11 protein-coding genes are annotated in these 13,279 nt (G+C 69.8%); 6 read left to right on the top strand and 5 right to left on the bottom strand.

Translation table 11 applies throughout. From position 1 onward, the window contains the following. The first annotated feature begins 88 nt into the window (after window positions 1-88). The 3 genes from LQK89_RS04365 (at window position 89) to LQK89_RS04355 (ending at window position 2,403) form a co-directional block, all read left to right on the top strand. Window positions 89-838 (top strand): CPBP family intramembrane glutamic endopeptidase, encoded by a 750-nt coding sequence (locus tag LQK89_RS04365; RefSeq protein WP_231050314.1) that lies wholly within the window; start codon window positions 89-91, stop codon window positions 836-838. 270 nt (window positions 839-1,108) lie between these two features. Continuing rightward, window positions 1,109-1,588, top strand: coding sequence for a peroxiredoxin (locus LQK89_RS04360; RefSeq protein ID WP_231050313.1), 480 nt, complete (start codon window positions 1,109-1,111; stop codon window positions 1,586-1,588). 260 nt (window positions 1,589-1,848) lie between these two features. After that, window positions 1,849-2,403, top strand: coding sequence for a hypothetical protein (locus LQK89_RS04355; protein ID WP_231050312.1), 555 nt, complete (start codon window positions 1,849-1,851; stop codon window positions 2,401-2,403). A gap of 134 nt (window positions 2,404-2,537) precedes the next feature. Here the strand turns inward: LQK89_RS04355 and LQK89_RS04350 are convergent, their stop codons facing one another. Then, a complete protein-coding gene (locus LQK89_RS04350) occupies window positions 2,538-4,250 on the bottom strand; it encodes an ABC transporter family substrate-binding protein (RefSeq protein WP_231050311.1) in 1,713 nt (570 codons plus the stop codon). A gap of 250 nt (window positions 4,251-4,500) precedes the next feature. On the opposite strand from LQK89_RS04350, the gene LQK89_RS04345 reads away from it, so the two are divergent. Genes LQK89_RS04345 through LQK89_RS04335 form a run of 3 tightly spaced genes read left to right on the top strand, consistent with a single transcriptional unit; the run spans window position 4,501 to window position 8,560 of the window. Then, window positions 4,501-5,481: an ABC transporter permease gene (locus LQK89_RS04345; RefSeq protein WP_058741465.1), complete on the top strand. Its 981-nt coding sequence runs from the start codon at window positions 4,501-4,503 to the stop codon at window positions 5,479-5,481. A gap of 3 nt (window positions 5,482-5,484) precedes the next feature. Beyond that, entirely contained in the window at window positions 5,485-6,423 is a 939-nt protein-coding gene (locus LQK89_RS04340) for an ABC transporter permease (protein ID WP_114848957.1), read from the top strand. Continuing rightward, window positions 6,374-8,560: a dipeptide ABC transporter ATP-binding protein gene (locus LQK89_RS04335; RefSeq protein ID WP_175326654.1), complete on the top strand. Its 2,187-nt coding sequence runs from the start codon at window positions 6,374-6,376 to the stop codon at window positions 8,558-8,560. The genes LQK89_RS04340 and LQK89_RS04335 overlap by 50 nt, the downstream gene beginning before the upstream one ends. Window positions 8,561-8,998: 438 nt before the next feature. Here LQK89_RS04335 and LQK89_RS04330 read toward each other — a convergent pair whose 3' ends face one another. Genes LQK89_RS04330 through LQK89_RS04315 form a run of 4 tightly spaced genes read right to left on the bottom strand, consistent with a single transcriptional unit; the run spans window position 8,999 to window position 13,173 of the window. Next, on the bottom strand, window positions 8,999-9,505 hold the full coding sequence (locus LQK89_RS04330) for a PH domain-containing protein (protein WP_231050310.1): 507 nt from the start codon (window positions 9,503-9,505) through the stop codon (window positions 8,999-9,001). A 59-nt stretch (window positions 9,506-9,564) separates the two neighbouring features. Further along, the gene (locus LQK89_RS04325) at window positions 9,565-11,307 is read right to left on the bottom strand and encodes a dipeptide ABC transporter ATP-binding protein (RefSeq protein ID WP_174778712.1); all 1,743 of its coding nucleotides are present in this window, start codon (window positions 11,305-11,307) and stop codon (window positions 9,565-9,567) included. Further along, the gene (locus LQK89_RS04320; protein ID WP_058741978.1) at window positions 11,304-12,254 is read right to left on the bottom strand and encodes an ABC transporter permease; all 951 of its coding nucleotides are present in this window, start codon (window positions 12,252-12,254) and stop codon (window positions 11,304-11,306) included. The genes LQK89_RS04325 and LQK89_RS04320 overlap by 4 nt, the downstream gene beginning before the upstream one ends. After that, window positions 12,244-13,173 (bottom strand): ABC transporter permease, encoded by a 930-nt coding sequence (locus LQK89_RS04315; protein ID WP_058741977.1) that lies wholly within the window; start codon window positions 13,171-13,173, stop codon window positions 12,244-12,246. The genes LQK89_RS04320 and LQK89_RS04315 overlap by 11 nt, the downstream gene beginning before the upstream one ends. Window positions 13,174-13,279 lie beyond the last annotated feature (106 nt).

Below are 13,279 nucleotides of genomic sequence, written 5' to 3'. Positions count from 1 at the left end.
GCCGGTCGTCGTGGACACATGGCACCCGCGGGCAGAACGCCCGACACGCCAGTCTACCGGTAGTTCGCAACCACGAGGAGTACAGCGCATGAGTCGACGGCGAACGTGGGTCGAGATCACGATCGTCCTCATGCTGTCGCTCGGCGGGAGCGCCCTGTACTCGATCCTGCAGATCATCGACGACCTGTCGCAGACGACCCCGCTCGGCGAGCAGTCCACGGCGCTCAACCAGTCGACGACGACCATGCAGTACGTCGACCTGGCGCGGCAGCTCCTGGGCATCGCGGTCGACCTGGCCCCGGTCGCGCTCGTCTGCTACCTGCTCTGGAGCACGACCCGCCCGCACCTGTCCCGGCTCGGCATCGACCGGTTCCGCGTGCGCCCCGACCTCGGCGGCGCGGCGCTCATCGCCCTGGGCATCGGGATCCCGGGGCTCGCGCTGTACTTCACGGGCCGGGCGCTCGGCTTCACGGTGAACGTCGACCCGGCGGCACTGAACACGTACTGGTGGACGATCCCCGTCCTGCTGCTCTCGGCGATCCGGTCCGGGCTGCAGGAGGAGGTCATCGTGATCGGCTACCTGTACGAGCGGCTCGGCGGGCTGGGGTGGGGGCGGTGGCAGGTGATCCTGTCCACCGCGGTCCTGCGCGGGAGCTACCACCTGTACCAGGGCTTCGGGGCCTTCGTGGGGAACGCCGTGATGGGGATCGTGTTCGGCTGGATCTACACCCGGTGGGGGCGGCTGCTCCCCCTCGTGATCACGCACTGCCTGCTCGACGCGGCGGTGTTCGTCGGGTACCCGTACGTCGCCGCGGCGTTCCCGCAGCTGTTCCGCTGACCGGGCGGGATCGGGACGTCGGTGCCGGCCTCGGTGTTGGTGGAGCAGAAGACGTCGGGTCCGCGGGCGCGACCCGACGTGTTCTGCTCCACCGACGCGCCGGACGCGACCGACGGCCGGGCGGGAGGCGCGTGGCGGGGCGGCACCGTGCCTCCAGGCCGTCAGCCCGCCGCCTGCCGGGCCGCCCGCCGCCTGCTCGCCCGGCCACCCACCGGGCCGCGACACGCAGGTCGCGGCCGGCTCCCGGCCACCTGGCCCTACCGTGAGCGCATGAGCATCCCCGAGGTCGGCGAACCGGCTCCCGACTTCACCCTGCCGGGCACGATCGTCCGCGCCGGTCACCGCACCGACGGCGAGTACGCGCTCTCCGCCGAGATCGGCCGACCGGTCGTCCTGGCCTTCTACCCCGGGGACGCCAGCCCGGTGTGCACGGCGCAGCTCTGCAGCTACCAGGAGGAGCTCGACGGGTTCCAGGACCTCGGTGTCGTCGTGTGGGGCATCAGTCCGCAGGCGCTGGACTCGCACGAGGCGTTCGCGCGCGGGGCGTCGCTGACGTTCCCGCTGCTGAGCGACCCCGCAGGACGGGTCGTCCGCGCCTACGGCCTGCAGGCTCCGGGGATCGGACTGCGCCGGTCGGTGTTCCTCGTGGGACCGGACGGGGTGCTGCGCTGGCGGCACGTCGGGCTGGTCGGGTTGCGGTTCCCCAAGGCCGCGACGATCCGCGAACAGGTCGAGCGGCTGGTCGAGTAGCGGGCGCATCGCCGGGGCAGCGAGTTCTGTGCCGGTACGGCGTGGCGACTTCCTGAAGGTTCCGCCGTGGGGTATTGACACCCGAACTGGGGCGCGGTGACCATGGATGCACGAGAGGTCCACAGGACTTGCCTCCCCGGGGAATCGGGTCGTCCGGAGATACGCGCCGGTGTGTCACACCCGCTCCCCGGACGTCCCCGGGGAGGCACTCTCGGGATGCTCCGCCGCCTCCGCGGTGCCCGCTCGCCTACCATGCTCGGGTGACCCGCACCGTGATCGTCGCCCCCGGCATGCGTCTGTCCGCCGTCGTCCTCTGGGCGGTCGCCGTGCTCCTCGTGCCGCTCGCCCTGGTCGGCGGCGGCTCCCCCTGGCTCGCCCCGGTGCCCAGCCTGTTCATCGCGCTCGTCGCGTGGGCGGTCCTGTGGCGGCCGCGCTTCGTCTGCACCGACGAGCACCTGCAGGTCGTCGACGTCCGCCGGACCAGCACCTACGACTGGCGCCGCATCACCGAGATCCGGACGAGGTACGGGATCGAGATCGTCTCGAGCGAGGGCGTGCGCCGTACCTGGCTCGCCACCCGCAGGACGGCTCGGCTGGGCGCGCTGCCGAAGGAAAGGACGGGAGGCACGACCCGCCTCGACGTGGAGGCTGCGGCCGCTCGGATGCGTGCGTTCCTGCCCGAGCCGGTCGTGCAGGACGGCCCGCCTCCGGCGACCGTCGTGCCGGCGGTGATCACGCACCGGGCGCACGGGTGGTCGGTGGTCGGGATGATCGTGCTCGGGGTGGCCGCGTCGATGGCGGGCGCGCGGCTCTGAGGGGGGTCGGCGGCCGCCAGGCGACGGCCGGCTGCGGCCGACGGCTGCCGGCTGCCAGCTGCCAGCTGCCAGCTGCCGTACACGGGAGAACCCCCGGCGCCCGGAGGCGTCGGGGGTTCTCGGTGCGGTCGTGACTACTTCGTGTAGCCGACGTCCTGCCACTTGACGGAGCTCTGCTGGAACTGCGCCGGACCGTAGTTGACCAGGTCCTTCCGCACACCCCAGGCGTAGGGCTCCGGGAACAGCGGGATGGTGCCGGCGACGCCGACGATCACCTTGTCGATCTTCTGCGCGTCCTTGATCCGGTCGTTCGCGTTGAGCTCGGCGTTCGCGGTGTCCCAGAGCTTGCCGAGCGACTCGTCGGTCACGCCGGTGTAGTTCTGGCCTGCGTCGGCCGGGTAGTAGATCGACTTCGTGGACGACACCGGGAAGGGCGTGCCCTGCCAGGCGAAGTAGGTCGCGTCGAAGTCACGCGTGGTCGTCGTGACGTACTTCGTGAAGAAGTCGTCGGTCGGGACCGTGTCGATCGTGACCTTGAAGCCGGCGAGCTTCGTCTGCTGCTGCACGAGCTGCGCGATGTTGGCCGAGTTCTGGTTGTCCGACGGGATCACGAAGCGGACGTCGAGCTCCTTGCCGCCCTTCGACGCGTACCCGTTCGAGCCGATCTTCCAGCCGGCGTCCTCGAGCTTCTTCTTCGCGGAGTCGGTGCTGTAGCCGTAGACCTTCGACGCGTCGTCCTGGTACCCCTTCTGCCCCGGGAGGTAGATGAGGTTGTTCAGGACGGTCACCGGGCTCTTCACCGGCGAGAGGATCGCCTGCGCGAGGACCTGACGGTTCATGGCCTGCGCGAACGCCTGGCGGACCGACTTGTCCTTGAACACCTCGGACGTGCCGTTCAGCGTGATCTGCCGCTGGGTCGTGCCGAGCGAGCGCTCGATCTTCGAGTCGGACCGGCTGTTCGCGGTCTTGAAGTTGTCGGCGCTGCCGTTCAGGTTGAACGCGTCGAACTCCTTGTTGGCGTACGCCTGGGCCACGCTGTCGCGCGACACCGTCTTGAAGACGATCGTGTCGAGCTTGGGGGTGTCACCCCACCACTTCGGGTTCTTCTCGAAGGTGAGCACGCCGCCGTTCGCGTCGAACGACTTGACGATGTACGGCCCGCCCGACACGTACGTCGTCCCGTCGGCCGCGTACGGGCCCTTCGCCCACGCCTTGTTGAAGTGGTCCGGGGTGTCGACGGCCCAGTACGGGTAGATCCCGCCGAGCACGCTCGGCCAGTCGGCGTTGACCTTCTTGAAGGTGATGACGACGTCGCGCTCGTCCGAGCCCTGCGTCACGGAGTCGACGTCTTCCCAGACGTTCGTCGCGAGGGGCGCGAACGCCGGGTTGATCCCGTTCAGGGCCTTCCAGTTCGCCTCGACGTCCTTCTCGGTGATCGGCGTCCCGTCGGACCACACGGCCTTCGGGTTGATCTTGATCTCGACGGTCTGCGGGGAGTCCTTCGTGAGCTTCACGGACTCGGCGTAGTCCGGGTTCGCCTCCCAGTCACCGTTCTCCTTGAACTGGATGAACCCGGGCAGGTACACGCCGGCGATGGTCTGGTCGTCGACCGTGCCGGAGTCGAGGTTGTTGATCTGGAAGTTGGCGGGAGCCGAGTCGATCGGCAGCGTCAGGGAGCCGCCGTCCTTGATCGAACTGCGGTCCGCGGTCGTCCAACCCGTCGACTTGAGCGACGACTGGGCGACCGCGGAACTGCTCTCCCCCGCCGTCCCGCCGCCCGAGCAGCCGGCCAGCACGAGTGCTGCGGCGGCTGCGGTGGCGAGCACAGCGGTGCTCTTGATCCTCATTCGCATCGCGAGGATCCCCTTTCGGTGTGGTTCGCGCTGAGCGCTGGCGAACGTCGGCGGCCCCTGCCGTCACGTCTTTGGTCGATCACCCTAGCCACATCAGAAGACTCCACAAGAGTCCCTGCGAGGAATCGAAACACGGCCGTAACACGTGTTGCATAGCGTCACTTCGCATCACCACGACGTCGACGGATGGGGTTACGCTCTCCTCGCCGACAACGCCGTCCGTACCCTGCGAGGTCCATCGTCCATGCTTGCCTTCATCGCGAAGCGCATCGTCAACTACGTCATCCTGACGATCGTCGCGACCACCCTCGGGTACCTGCTCGCCAGTTCCACGCTGAACCCGGCATCCCGGTTCCTGGGCCGCAACCCCGCCGTGCCACAGGGCACGATCGACGCCTCGCTCCGCAAGCTCGGCGCCGACCCGAACACCCCGCTGCTCGTCCGCACGTGGGACTGGTGGGTGGGCCTCGTCACGCACGGCTCGCTCGGGATCAGCGCCCGCGGCACCGAGGTCACGGCCGACATCGTCGCCCGGTCCGGCACGAGCCTGCGGCTGCTGGTGATCGGCACGCTGCTCGGCGCGATCCTCGGCGTGTTGCTCGGCGTCTGGAACGCGGTCCGGCAGTACCGGGCGTCCGACCAGGTGTCCTCGTACCTGTCCTTCGCCGTCCTCGCGACGCCGGTGTTCGTGATCGCCGTCGTGCTCATGATCCTCGCGACGGCGCTGAACAACGCGGCGGGGACGCAGCTCATCAGCTTCACCGGTGAGTACACACCGGGGGTGACCGGGTTCTTCCCCGTCCTCGGCGACCGACTCGTCCACCTGTTGCTCCCGACGATCTCGCTGACGATCGGCGCCGTGGCCTCGTACTCGCGGTACCAGCGCTCGGCGATGCTCGACGTCCTGTCGAACGACTTCATCCGCACCGCCCGGTCGAAGGGCCGGACGCGCGGATCGGCCATCATGCGCCACGGCGTCCGCGTCGCCCTCATCCCGATGTCGACCTTCTTCGCGTACTCGTTCGGCCTGATCCTGACCGGCGCGAGCATCACCGAACTGGTCTTCAGCTGGCACGGCATGGGCGAGTACTTCGTGCAGAGCATCACCAACAACGACATCAACGCGGCAGCGGGCACAATTCTCTTCACGGCGATCCTCGTGCTCATCGCAGGCACCCTCGCGGACCTGCTCTACGCCGCGCTCGACCCGCGAGTGAGGGTGTGACCCGTGTCCGTACTCGACCCCACCACCACGACCACCGCCGGCGACCCGGGCAGCGGTGACGCCGGGACGCCCGCGCACGTCATCGAGGTCCGGTCCGGCCGCACCCCGCTCTGGCGCAAGGTCCTCGGCACCTGGCGCGCCCGCATCGGCGGTGGCGCCCTGCTGCTCATCATCCTCTGGGCCTTCGTCGGTCCGTACCTGTACCACTGGAACGCGGTCGACTCGGACGGCCTGGCCTTCGGCGCCGCACCGAGCGCCGCCCACTGGTTCGGCACGAACGACATCGGACAGGACATCTACGCGCAGACGCTCGTCGGCCTGCAGAAGTCGCTGCTCATCGGTCTCATCGCCGGTCCCGCCTCCACCCTGATCGCGGGGATCGTCGGTGCGGTCGCCGGCTACTTCGGCGGATTCGTCGACCGCGCCCTGGTGTGGGGCATCGACCTGCTGCTCGTGATCCCGTCGTTCTACGCGCTCGTGCTCCTCAGCCCCCTCTTCAAGAACCTCAGCTGGGTGGCCCTGATCGTCGGCCTGGCGATCTTCGGCTGGATGATCATGGCGCGCGTGATCCGCGGGCAGACGATGTCGCTGCGCGAACGCGACTACGTCAAGGCCGCCCGGTTCATGGGCGTGCCGTCGTCGACGATCATCCGCCGGCACATCCTGCCGAACGTGGCCTCGCTGCTCATCATCGACGCGACCCTCGGCGTCGGCGCGATGATCCTGTCGGAGAGCGCCCTGAGCTTCTTCGGCTTCGGCATCCAGGTGCCGGACGTGTCCCTCGGCACGCTGCTCGCCGCCGGGAGCCAGTCCGCCGTCACCCGTCCGTGGCTGTTCGTGCTGCCGGCCGCGACCCTCGTCGCGACCGTCCTGTCGACCAGCCTGCTCGGCGATGCCCTGCGCGACGCCATCGACCCCACCTCTGGAGCCAACCGTGACTGAGCCGCTGCTCACCGTCTCCGACCTGTCCGTCACCTTCAACCCGCGGACCAAGCCGGTCTACGCGGTCCGGGGTGTCGACTACTCGGTGCAGCAGGGCGAGTTCCTCGGCATCGTCGGCGAGTCCGGTTCGGGCAAGTCCGTGTCGTCGATGGCCGTGATGGGCCTGCTGCCGTCGTCCGCCCAGGTGCAGGGCAGCATCCGATTCGACGGCCAGGAGCTCGTCGGCCGCACCGACCGCGAGATGTCACGGCTCCGCGGTGGCGACATCGCGATGGTCTTCCAGGACCCGCTGTCCGCGCTGACGCCCGTGTACACGATCGGGCAGCAGATCGCCGAGGGCCTGAAGCTGCACGACCGGGCCCTCACGACGCAGGCCGCCCGGGTCCGCTCCGAGGAGCTCCTGCGTGCCGTGGGCATCCCGAACCCGGCCCGCCGGCTCGACGCCTTCCCGCACGAGTTCTCCGGCGGCATGCGCCAGCGCGCGATGATCGCCATCGCGATCGCGAACGACCCGAAGCTGATCATCGCCGACGAGCCCACCACGGCGCTCGACGTCACGATCCAGGCACAGATCCTGGACGTGCTGCAGACCGCGAAGGACATGACGGGCGCCGCGGTCGTGCTCATCACGCACGACCTCGGGGTCGTCGCGGGCAACGCCGACCGGGTCGCGGTGATGTACGCCGGACGGATCGTCGAGACCGCGCCGGTCGACGAGCTCTTCCACGAGCCGGTGATGCCGTACACGATCGGCCTGCTCCGCTCGATGCCGAACATGACCTCGGCACGGACCGAGCGTCTCGTGCCGCTCGACGGCCGCCCGCCGCTCCTGACCGCCCGGCCGACCGGGTGCCCGTTCGCGGACCGCTGCCCGGCCGTCATCGACGCCTGCCGCGACGGTGAGCCCGCACTGCTCGCGCCCACCGTCCCGGCCGCGGCGGGCAACCCCGTGCTCACCGGCACCACGCCGACGATCACGAACGGTACCTTCCTCGACGACCACACCGCCGCGTGCATCCGTCGCGACGAGATCGCCGCCGGCACCCTCGCCCGCTCCGAGATCTTCCCCCGCCCCGAGGACGTCCCCGAGGCCGCCATCGACCACGGCGACGAGGTCGTCCTCGAACTCCAGGACGTCGTCAAGACCTTCCCGCTCACCAAGGGTGCCGTCTTCCGTCGGCGCATCGGCGAGGTGCACGCCGTCGACGGCATCTCCCTGACCCTGAAGCGCGGGCAGGTCCTCGGGCTCGTCGGCGAGTCCGGCTGCGGCAAGACGACCACGATCATGGAGATCCTGGAGCTCGCCGGCGCACAGCAGGGCACCATCCGGGTGAACGGCGTCGACACCGGCACGCTCTCGAAGCGCGACCGCCGCGCCCTGCGGAGCGACATCCAGGTCGTCTTCCAGGACCCGATGGCGTCCATCGACCCCCGACTCGACATCGGATCGGTGATCGGCGAACCCCTCACCGTGCACGGGGTCGCGAAGGACGAGATCCGCCGACGGGTCCGCGACGCGCTCGAGCTCGTCGGGCTCGAGCCGAGCTACATCGACCGGTACCCGCACGAGTTCTCCGGCGGCCAGCGGCAGCGCATCGGCATCGCCCGCGCGCTCATCGTCGAGCCGAAGATCCTCGTGCTCGACGAGCCGGTCTCCGCGCTCGACGTCTCCGTCCAGGCCGGAGTCATCAACCTGCTCGAGGACCTCAAGCACCGCCTCGGCCTGTCCTACCTGTTCGTCGCGCACGACCTGTCGGTGGTGCGGCACATCGCCGACGACGTCGCCGTGATGTACCTCGGCCGGATCGTCGAGTACGGCGAGGGCGACCGCGTCTTCGACGACCCGCAGCACCCGTACACGCGGGCGCTCCTGTCGGCGGTCCCCGTCCCGGACCCCTCCGCCGAGGCAGCCCGCGGACGCATCCTGCTGCAGGGAGACCTGCCGAGCCCCACCGAGCGCATCGAGGGCTGCCGGTTCCGCACCCGGTGCCCGCTCTACCAGCTGCTCGACGAGGGCCGCCAGCAGCAGTGCCGCGCCGTCGACCCGCACCTGCAGGACGTCGCGGGCCGCGGGGTCGCCTGCGTGCAGACCGACCAGGAGCACCTGCTCACGGAGCACGCGACCGCCGCGGTCTGAGCCACCCACCGGACGGGAGGTACGTGGCGGCCGCGCCACGTGCCTCCCGTCCGGCGTTCCCACGTACCCGCACGCCCCGTGCGCTCGCCCGTGCACCGGCTCCCCGCGCCCCGCGCGAGCGGGCGGAATCCGCGCGTCAGCGACTCCCCGGCCCGTGTGGTTCGCCCGCTCGGCTCGTGCGGTCATCCCACGCCCGCGAGCGGACGGTACACGTCACGTTCGCCGGAACCGGGTGACACCTTCCGCCCGCTCGGCGGGCGGGTCCATGCGGCGCCACGCGAGCGGGCGGAATCCGCGGCGTGCATGCGGGGCGCGTCGCGGAAACCGCCCGTCCGGCGAAGCGTGTGAGAGACGCGCGGGCTGCGGTGGGCGCGGGCGCGACGGACGGGAGGCGCGTGGCGGGCTGGTGCCGCGCCTCCAGGCCGGTGGGTCGCAGGGTCAGCGCAGCGCGGCGCTCACCAGGGAGACCGCGAGGAGGACGACGGCCGCCGCGCCGACGAGCAACGCGAGTCGGTCCCATCCGCGGACGACCAGGCCACCGGCGGCACCCGCCTCGCGGCGCTCCGCCCAGCGGTCGAGCAGCACCGACATCTCGACCGGCTGCGGCAGCGTCCGCGGCTCGCCTCGGCGCGTGGGCTTCGGGCGGGGCAGCGACGGGCCGCCCCAGCAGGAGACCTTGCGGCCCTCGGTGGTCTCGACGACGATCTGCCAGCGGAGCCGGACGTCGGCCACCGCGCCCCAGGGCACGCGGGTCTCACGGAGGGGGTTCACGACGGTCAGCGCGTCGTCGTCGAGTCGGATCGACGGACGGAAGGTGAGCACCCAGAGCGCCCAGACGAGCACGGCGAGTGGGCCGAGGGCGGTGAGCACGACGTCCCAGCTCCCCCGGACCGCAGCGTCGCCGAGCAGGAAGAAGCCCAGCAGCGCGACGAGGCCGGACGCCACCGCTCCCCCGCGCCCAGCGCGGAGGACGACGGTGCGTCCGGCCTCGGTACCGCTCAGGATCAGCGCCCGAACTCGAACCCGGCGCCCGGGATCGCGGCGAGCAGGTCCTTGGTGTACTGCTCCTTCGGCGCGGCGAAGACCTCGTCGGTCGTCGCCTTCTCGACGATCTGCCCCTTCCGCATGACGCAGACGTTGTCCGCGACGAGGCGGACGACGGCGAGGTCGTGCGTGATGAAGAGGTAGGTCAGGCCGAGCTCGGTCTGCAGCTCGGTGAGCAGGTCCAGGATCTGGCCCTGGACGAGCACGTCGAGCGCGGAGACCGCCTCGTCGAGCACGATGACCTCGGGCTTGAGCGCGAGAGCGCGGGCCACGGCGATGCGCTGGCGCTGACCACCGGAGAGCTCGTTCGGGTAGCGGTTCACCATCGACTTCGGCAGGGCGACCTGGTCGAGCAGCTCGAGCACGCGGGCCCGGCGGCTGGCCTTGTCGCCGACCTTGTGCGTGGCGAGCGGCTCCGCGATCGTGTTCCCGACGTTGTACATCGGGTCCAGCGAGCCGTACGGGTCCTGGAACACCGGCTGCACGCGACGGCGGAAGTCGAAGAGCTCCTTGCCCTTCAGCGCACCGATGTCGATGCCGTCGAACTGCACCGTGCCGCTCGTGATCGACTCGAGCTGCAGGACGAGCTTCGCCACGGTGGACTTGCCCGAACCGGACTCGCCGACGAGCGCCGTGGTGGTGCCCTTCGGGATCGCGAAGGACACGTCGTCGACGGCCTTCAGCTCCCGGGTCTGCAGGTTCTTGCCGCGCAGCTTGTAGACCTTCTCGAGGTTCTTCACCACGATGAGGTCCTTCGCCGGCTGGTGCTCGCGCTCCTGGGCGCGGGCGATCAGCTCGTCGTCCTCGCTGCCGGCGTCCGCGATGTCGACGTGCTGGTGCTGCACCTTCGACTGGATGCGGCGGCTCGCGAGCGACGGCGCCGCGGCGACGAGGCGCTGCGTGTACGGGTGCTGCGGGTCGGCGAGGATCTCCTTCGAGGGCCCCGACTCGACGACCTGGCCCTTGTACATCACGACGAGCTTCTCGGCGCGCTCCGCGGCGAGCCCGAGGTCGTGGGTGATGAACAGGACGGAGGTGCCGAAGTCACGCGTCAGCGTCTCGAGGTGGTCGAGGATGACGCGCTGCACGGTGACGTCGAGCGCTGAGGTCGGCTCGTCGGCGATGAGCAGCTTCGGGCGGCTCGACAGGCCGATGCCGATGAGCACGCGCTGGCGCATGCCGCCGGAGAACTCGTGCGGGTACTGCTTCAGGCGGGTCGCGGCGTCACCGAGACCGGCCTCCTGCAGCACCTCGACCGCGCGGGCACGGATCGCGTGCTTGCCGGTCGCCATGCCGTTGGCCTTGATCGCCTCTTCGACCTGGAAGCCGATCGACCACAGCGGGTTGAGGTTCGACATCGGGTCCTGGGGGACGTAGCCGATCTCCTTCCCGCGGATCTCCGACATCTCCTTGTCGGACAGCCCGACGAGCTCGCGCCCGTTGAACTTGATCGAGCCACCCGTGACCTCGCCGGTCCCGGCGAGGAGCTTGATGACCGCCTGCGCGCTGGTCGACTTGCCCGAACCGGACTCGCCGACGATCGCCAGGCGCTCGCCCTGCTCGAGGGTGAAGTTGACACCGCGGACGGCCTGGACGAACCCGCTCTGCGTCTTGAACCCGACCTGCAGGTCCGTGATCTCGAGGAGCGGCGTCCCCGGGTTCGTCGGACGGCTGGTCGTGGGGTCGGTGAGCGTCTCGGTCATCGGCGGGCCCTCGCCTTCGGGTCGAGCGCGTCGCGGACCACGTCACCGAGGAGGAGGAACGCGAGCACGGTGATGGACAGGGCGGCGGACGGCCAGAAGATCGTCGACGGGTTGGTGCGGATCGACGTCTGGGCGGTGCCGATGTCGAGACCCCAGCTGAGCGCCGACGGCGGCAGACCGATACCGAGGAACGACAGGGTCGCCTCGGCCACGATGAACGAACCGAGGGACACCGTCGCGACGACGATGACCGGAGCGAGCGCGTTCGGGATGACGTGACGGACCAGCGTCGTGAAGCGGCTGACGCCGAGGGCGGCCGAGGCCATCACGTAGTCGGACTGCTTCGCGCTGAGGACCGCACCGCGCATGATGCGGGCGATCTGGGGCCATGCGAAGGCCGCGAGCACGAGGGCCACGGTCAGGGCGTTGCGCGCGGGGATGACCGACATGATCACGATCGCGCCGAGGATGGTCGGGATCGAGAAGAAGATGTCACCGATGCGGGACACGATCGTGTCGAGCCAGCCGCCGTAGAACCCGGCGAGGGCGCCGATCACGATGCCGACGACGGACACGAGGATCGTGGCGACGAGACCGACGATGATCGAGTTCTGCGCACCCCAGATCACGCGGGCGTAGACGTCGTAGCCCTGTCGGGTGTACCCGAGCGGGTGTCCCGGGCGCGGCCCCTCGTCACTGAAGTCGAGGTTCGCCGCGCGGGGGTCGACGTGGGTGAACAGTCCGGGGAAGACCGCGACGACCAGCACGAGCAGGATGAGGACGGACGAGATCCAGAACGTCGGGCGCGTCCGCATGGAGTCCCACGCGTCCGTCCAGATGGAACGGGTCTTCTCGTCCTCGTTGACCTGGTCGACCGCCTGCAGCGGCGTCTCCTCGATCGGCGCGACGTAGTGCGTCGCGGAACGGGACTCGGCGTTACTTGGCATAGCGGATCCTCGGGTCCAGGACGGCGTAGAGCAGGTCGACCAGGAGGTTGGCGAGCATGAAGATGATGACCATCACGGCGACGAAGGACACGACCGTGGGACCCTCGCCGAGCTTGACGGCGCGGAACACCGTGCCACCGACACCGTTGATGTTGAAGATGCCCTCGGTGACGACCGCACCGACCATCAGGTTGCCGATGTCGACACCGAGGTAGGTCACCACGGGGATGAGCGAGTTGCGGAAGATGTGCACGCCCACGACACGACGACGCGGGAGGCCCTTCGCGGTCGCGGTGCGGACGAAGTCGGCGCTGATGTTCTCCGCGACGCTCGCGCGGGTCAGGCGGACGATGTACGCGAACGACACGGACGCGAGCACGATCGCCGGCAGCACGAGCTCCGACCACGGCGCCTGACCGGACACCGTCACGCGGAACAGTCCGAGCTGGATGCCGAAGACGTACTGCAGCAGGAAGCCGACGACGAAGGTCGGGACCGAGATGAGCAGCAGCGAGACGACGAGCGCGGTGGCGTCGAACCACTTGCCCTTCTTCAGACCCGCGATGACACCGACGACGATGCCGGCGACGGCCTCGAACACGAGGGCGAGGATGGCGAGGCGCGCGGTGATCGGGAACGCCGACGCGAGCTGCTGCGAGACCGGCAGGCCTGAGTAGGTGACGCCGAGGTCGCCCTTGAAGACGCCGCCGATCCAGAGCAGGTACTGGACGATGAACGGCTTGTCGAGGTTGTACTGCTGCCGGAGCTGCTCGATCACCTGCGGCGATGGCTGCCGGTCGCCGAACAGCGCGGCGATCGGGTCGCCGGGCAGCGAGAAGACCATGAAGTAGATGAGGAACGTGGCCCCGAAGAACACGGGGATGAGTTGCAGGAGGCGCTTGCCGAGGTACCAGAGCATCAGATCGCCCGGTCCTGCGCGGCGCGCATGTCGTTCAGGTTCATGTCGTGAGGGGTGGACGGTCCGCGGGTCGGCACGGGAGTCCGGTGCGGGCGGCGGCGCCCGC

This window comes from Curtobacterium sp. C1, assembly GCF_021049325.1.
GTDB lineage: Bacteria > Actinomycetota > Actinomycetes > Actinomycetales > Microbacteriaceae > Curtobacterium > Curtobacterium citreum.
Note: the sequence above shows the minus strand (reverse complement) of the source record. Positions and strands in the feature narration are given on the sequence as shown.

Excerpts from the sequence above, each read along its gene's own strand:
- LQK89_RS04350 (WP_231050311.1), bottom strand. The coding sequence starts at position 4,250 with ATGAGGATCAAGAGCACCGCTGTGCTCGCCACCGCAGCCGCCGCAGCA.
- LQK89_RS04315 (WP_058741977.1), bottom strand. The coding sequence starts at position 13,173 with ATGCTCTGGTACCTCGGCAAGCGCCTCCTGCAACTCATCCCCGTGTTC.
- LQK89_RS04360 (WP_231050313.1), top strand. The coding sequence starts at position 1,109 with ATGAGCATCCCCGAGGTCGGCGAACCGGCTCCCGACTTCACCCTGCCG.
- LQK89_RS04325 (WP_174778712.1), bottom strand. The coding sequence starts at position 11,307 with ATGACCGAGACGCTCACCGACCCCACGACCAGCCGTCCGACGAACCCG.
- LQK89_RS04335 (WP_175326654.1), top strand. The coding sequence starts at position 6,374 with ATGCCCTGCGCGACGCCATCGACCCCACCTCTGGAGCCAACCGTGACT.
- LQK89_RS04365 (WP_231050314.1), top strand. The coding sequence starts at position 89 with ATGAGTCGACGGCGAACGTGGGTCGAGATCACGATCGTCCTCATGCTG.
- LQK89_RS04345 (WP_058741465.1), top strand. The coding sequence starts at position 4,501 with ATGCTTGCCTTCATCGCGAAGCGCATCGTCAACTACGTCATCCTGACG.
- LQK89_RS04320 (WP_058741978.1), bottom strand. The coding sequence starts at position 12,254 with ATGCCAAGTAACGCCGAGTCCCGTTCCGCGACGCACTACGTCGCGCCG.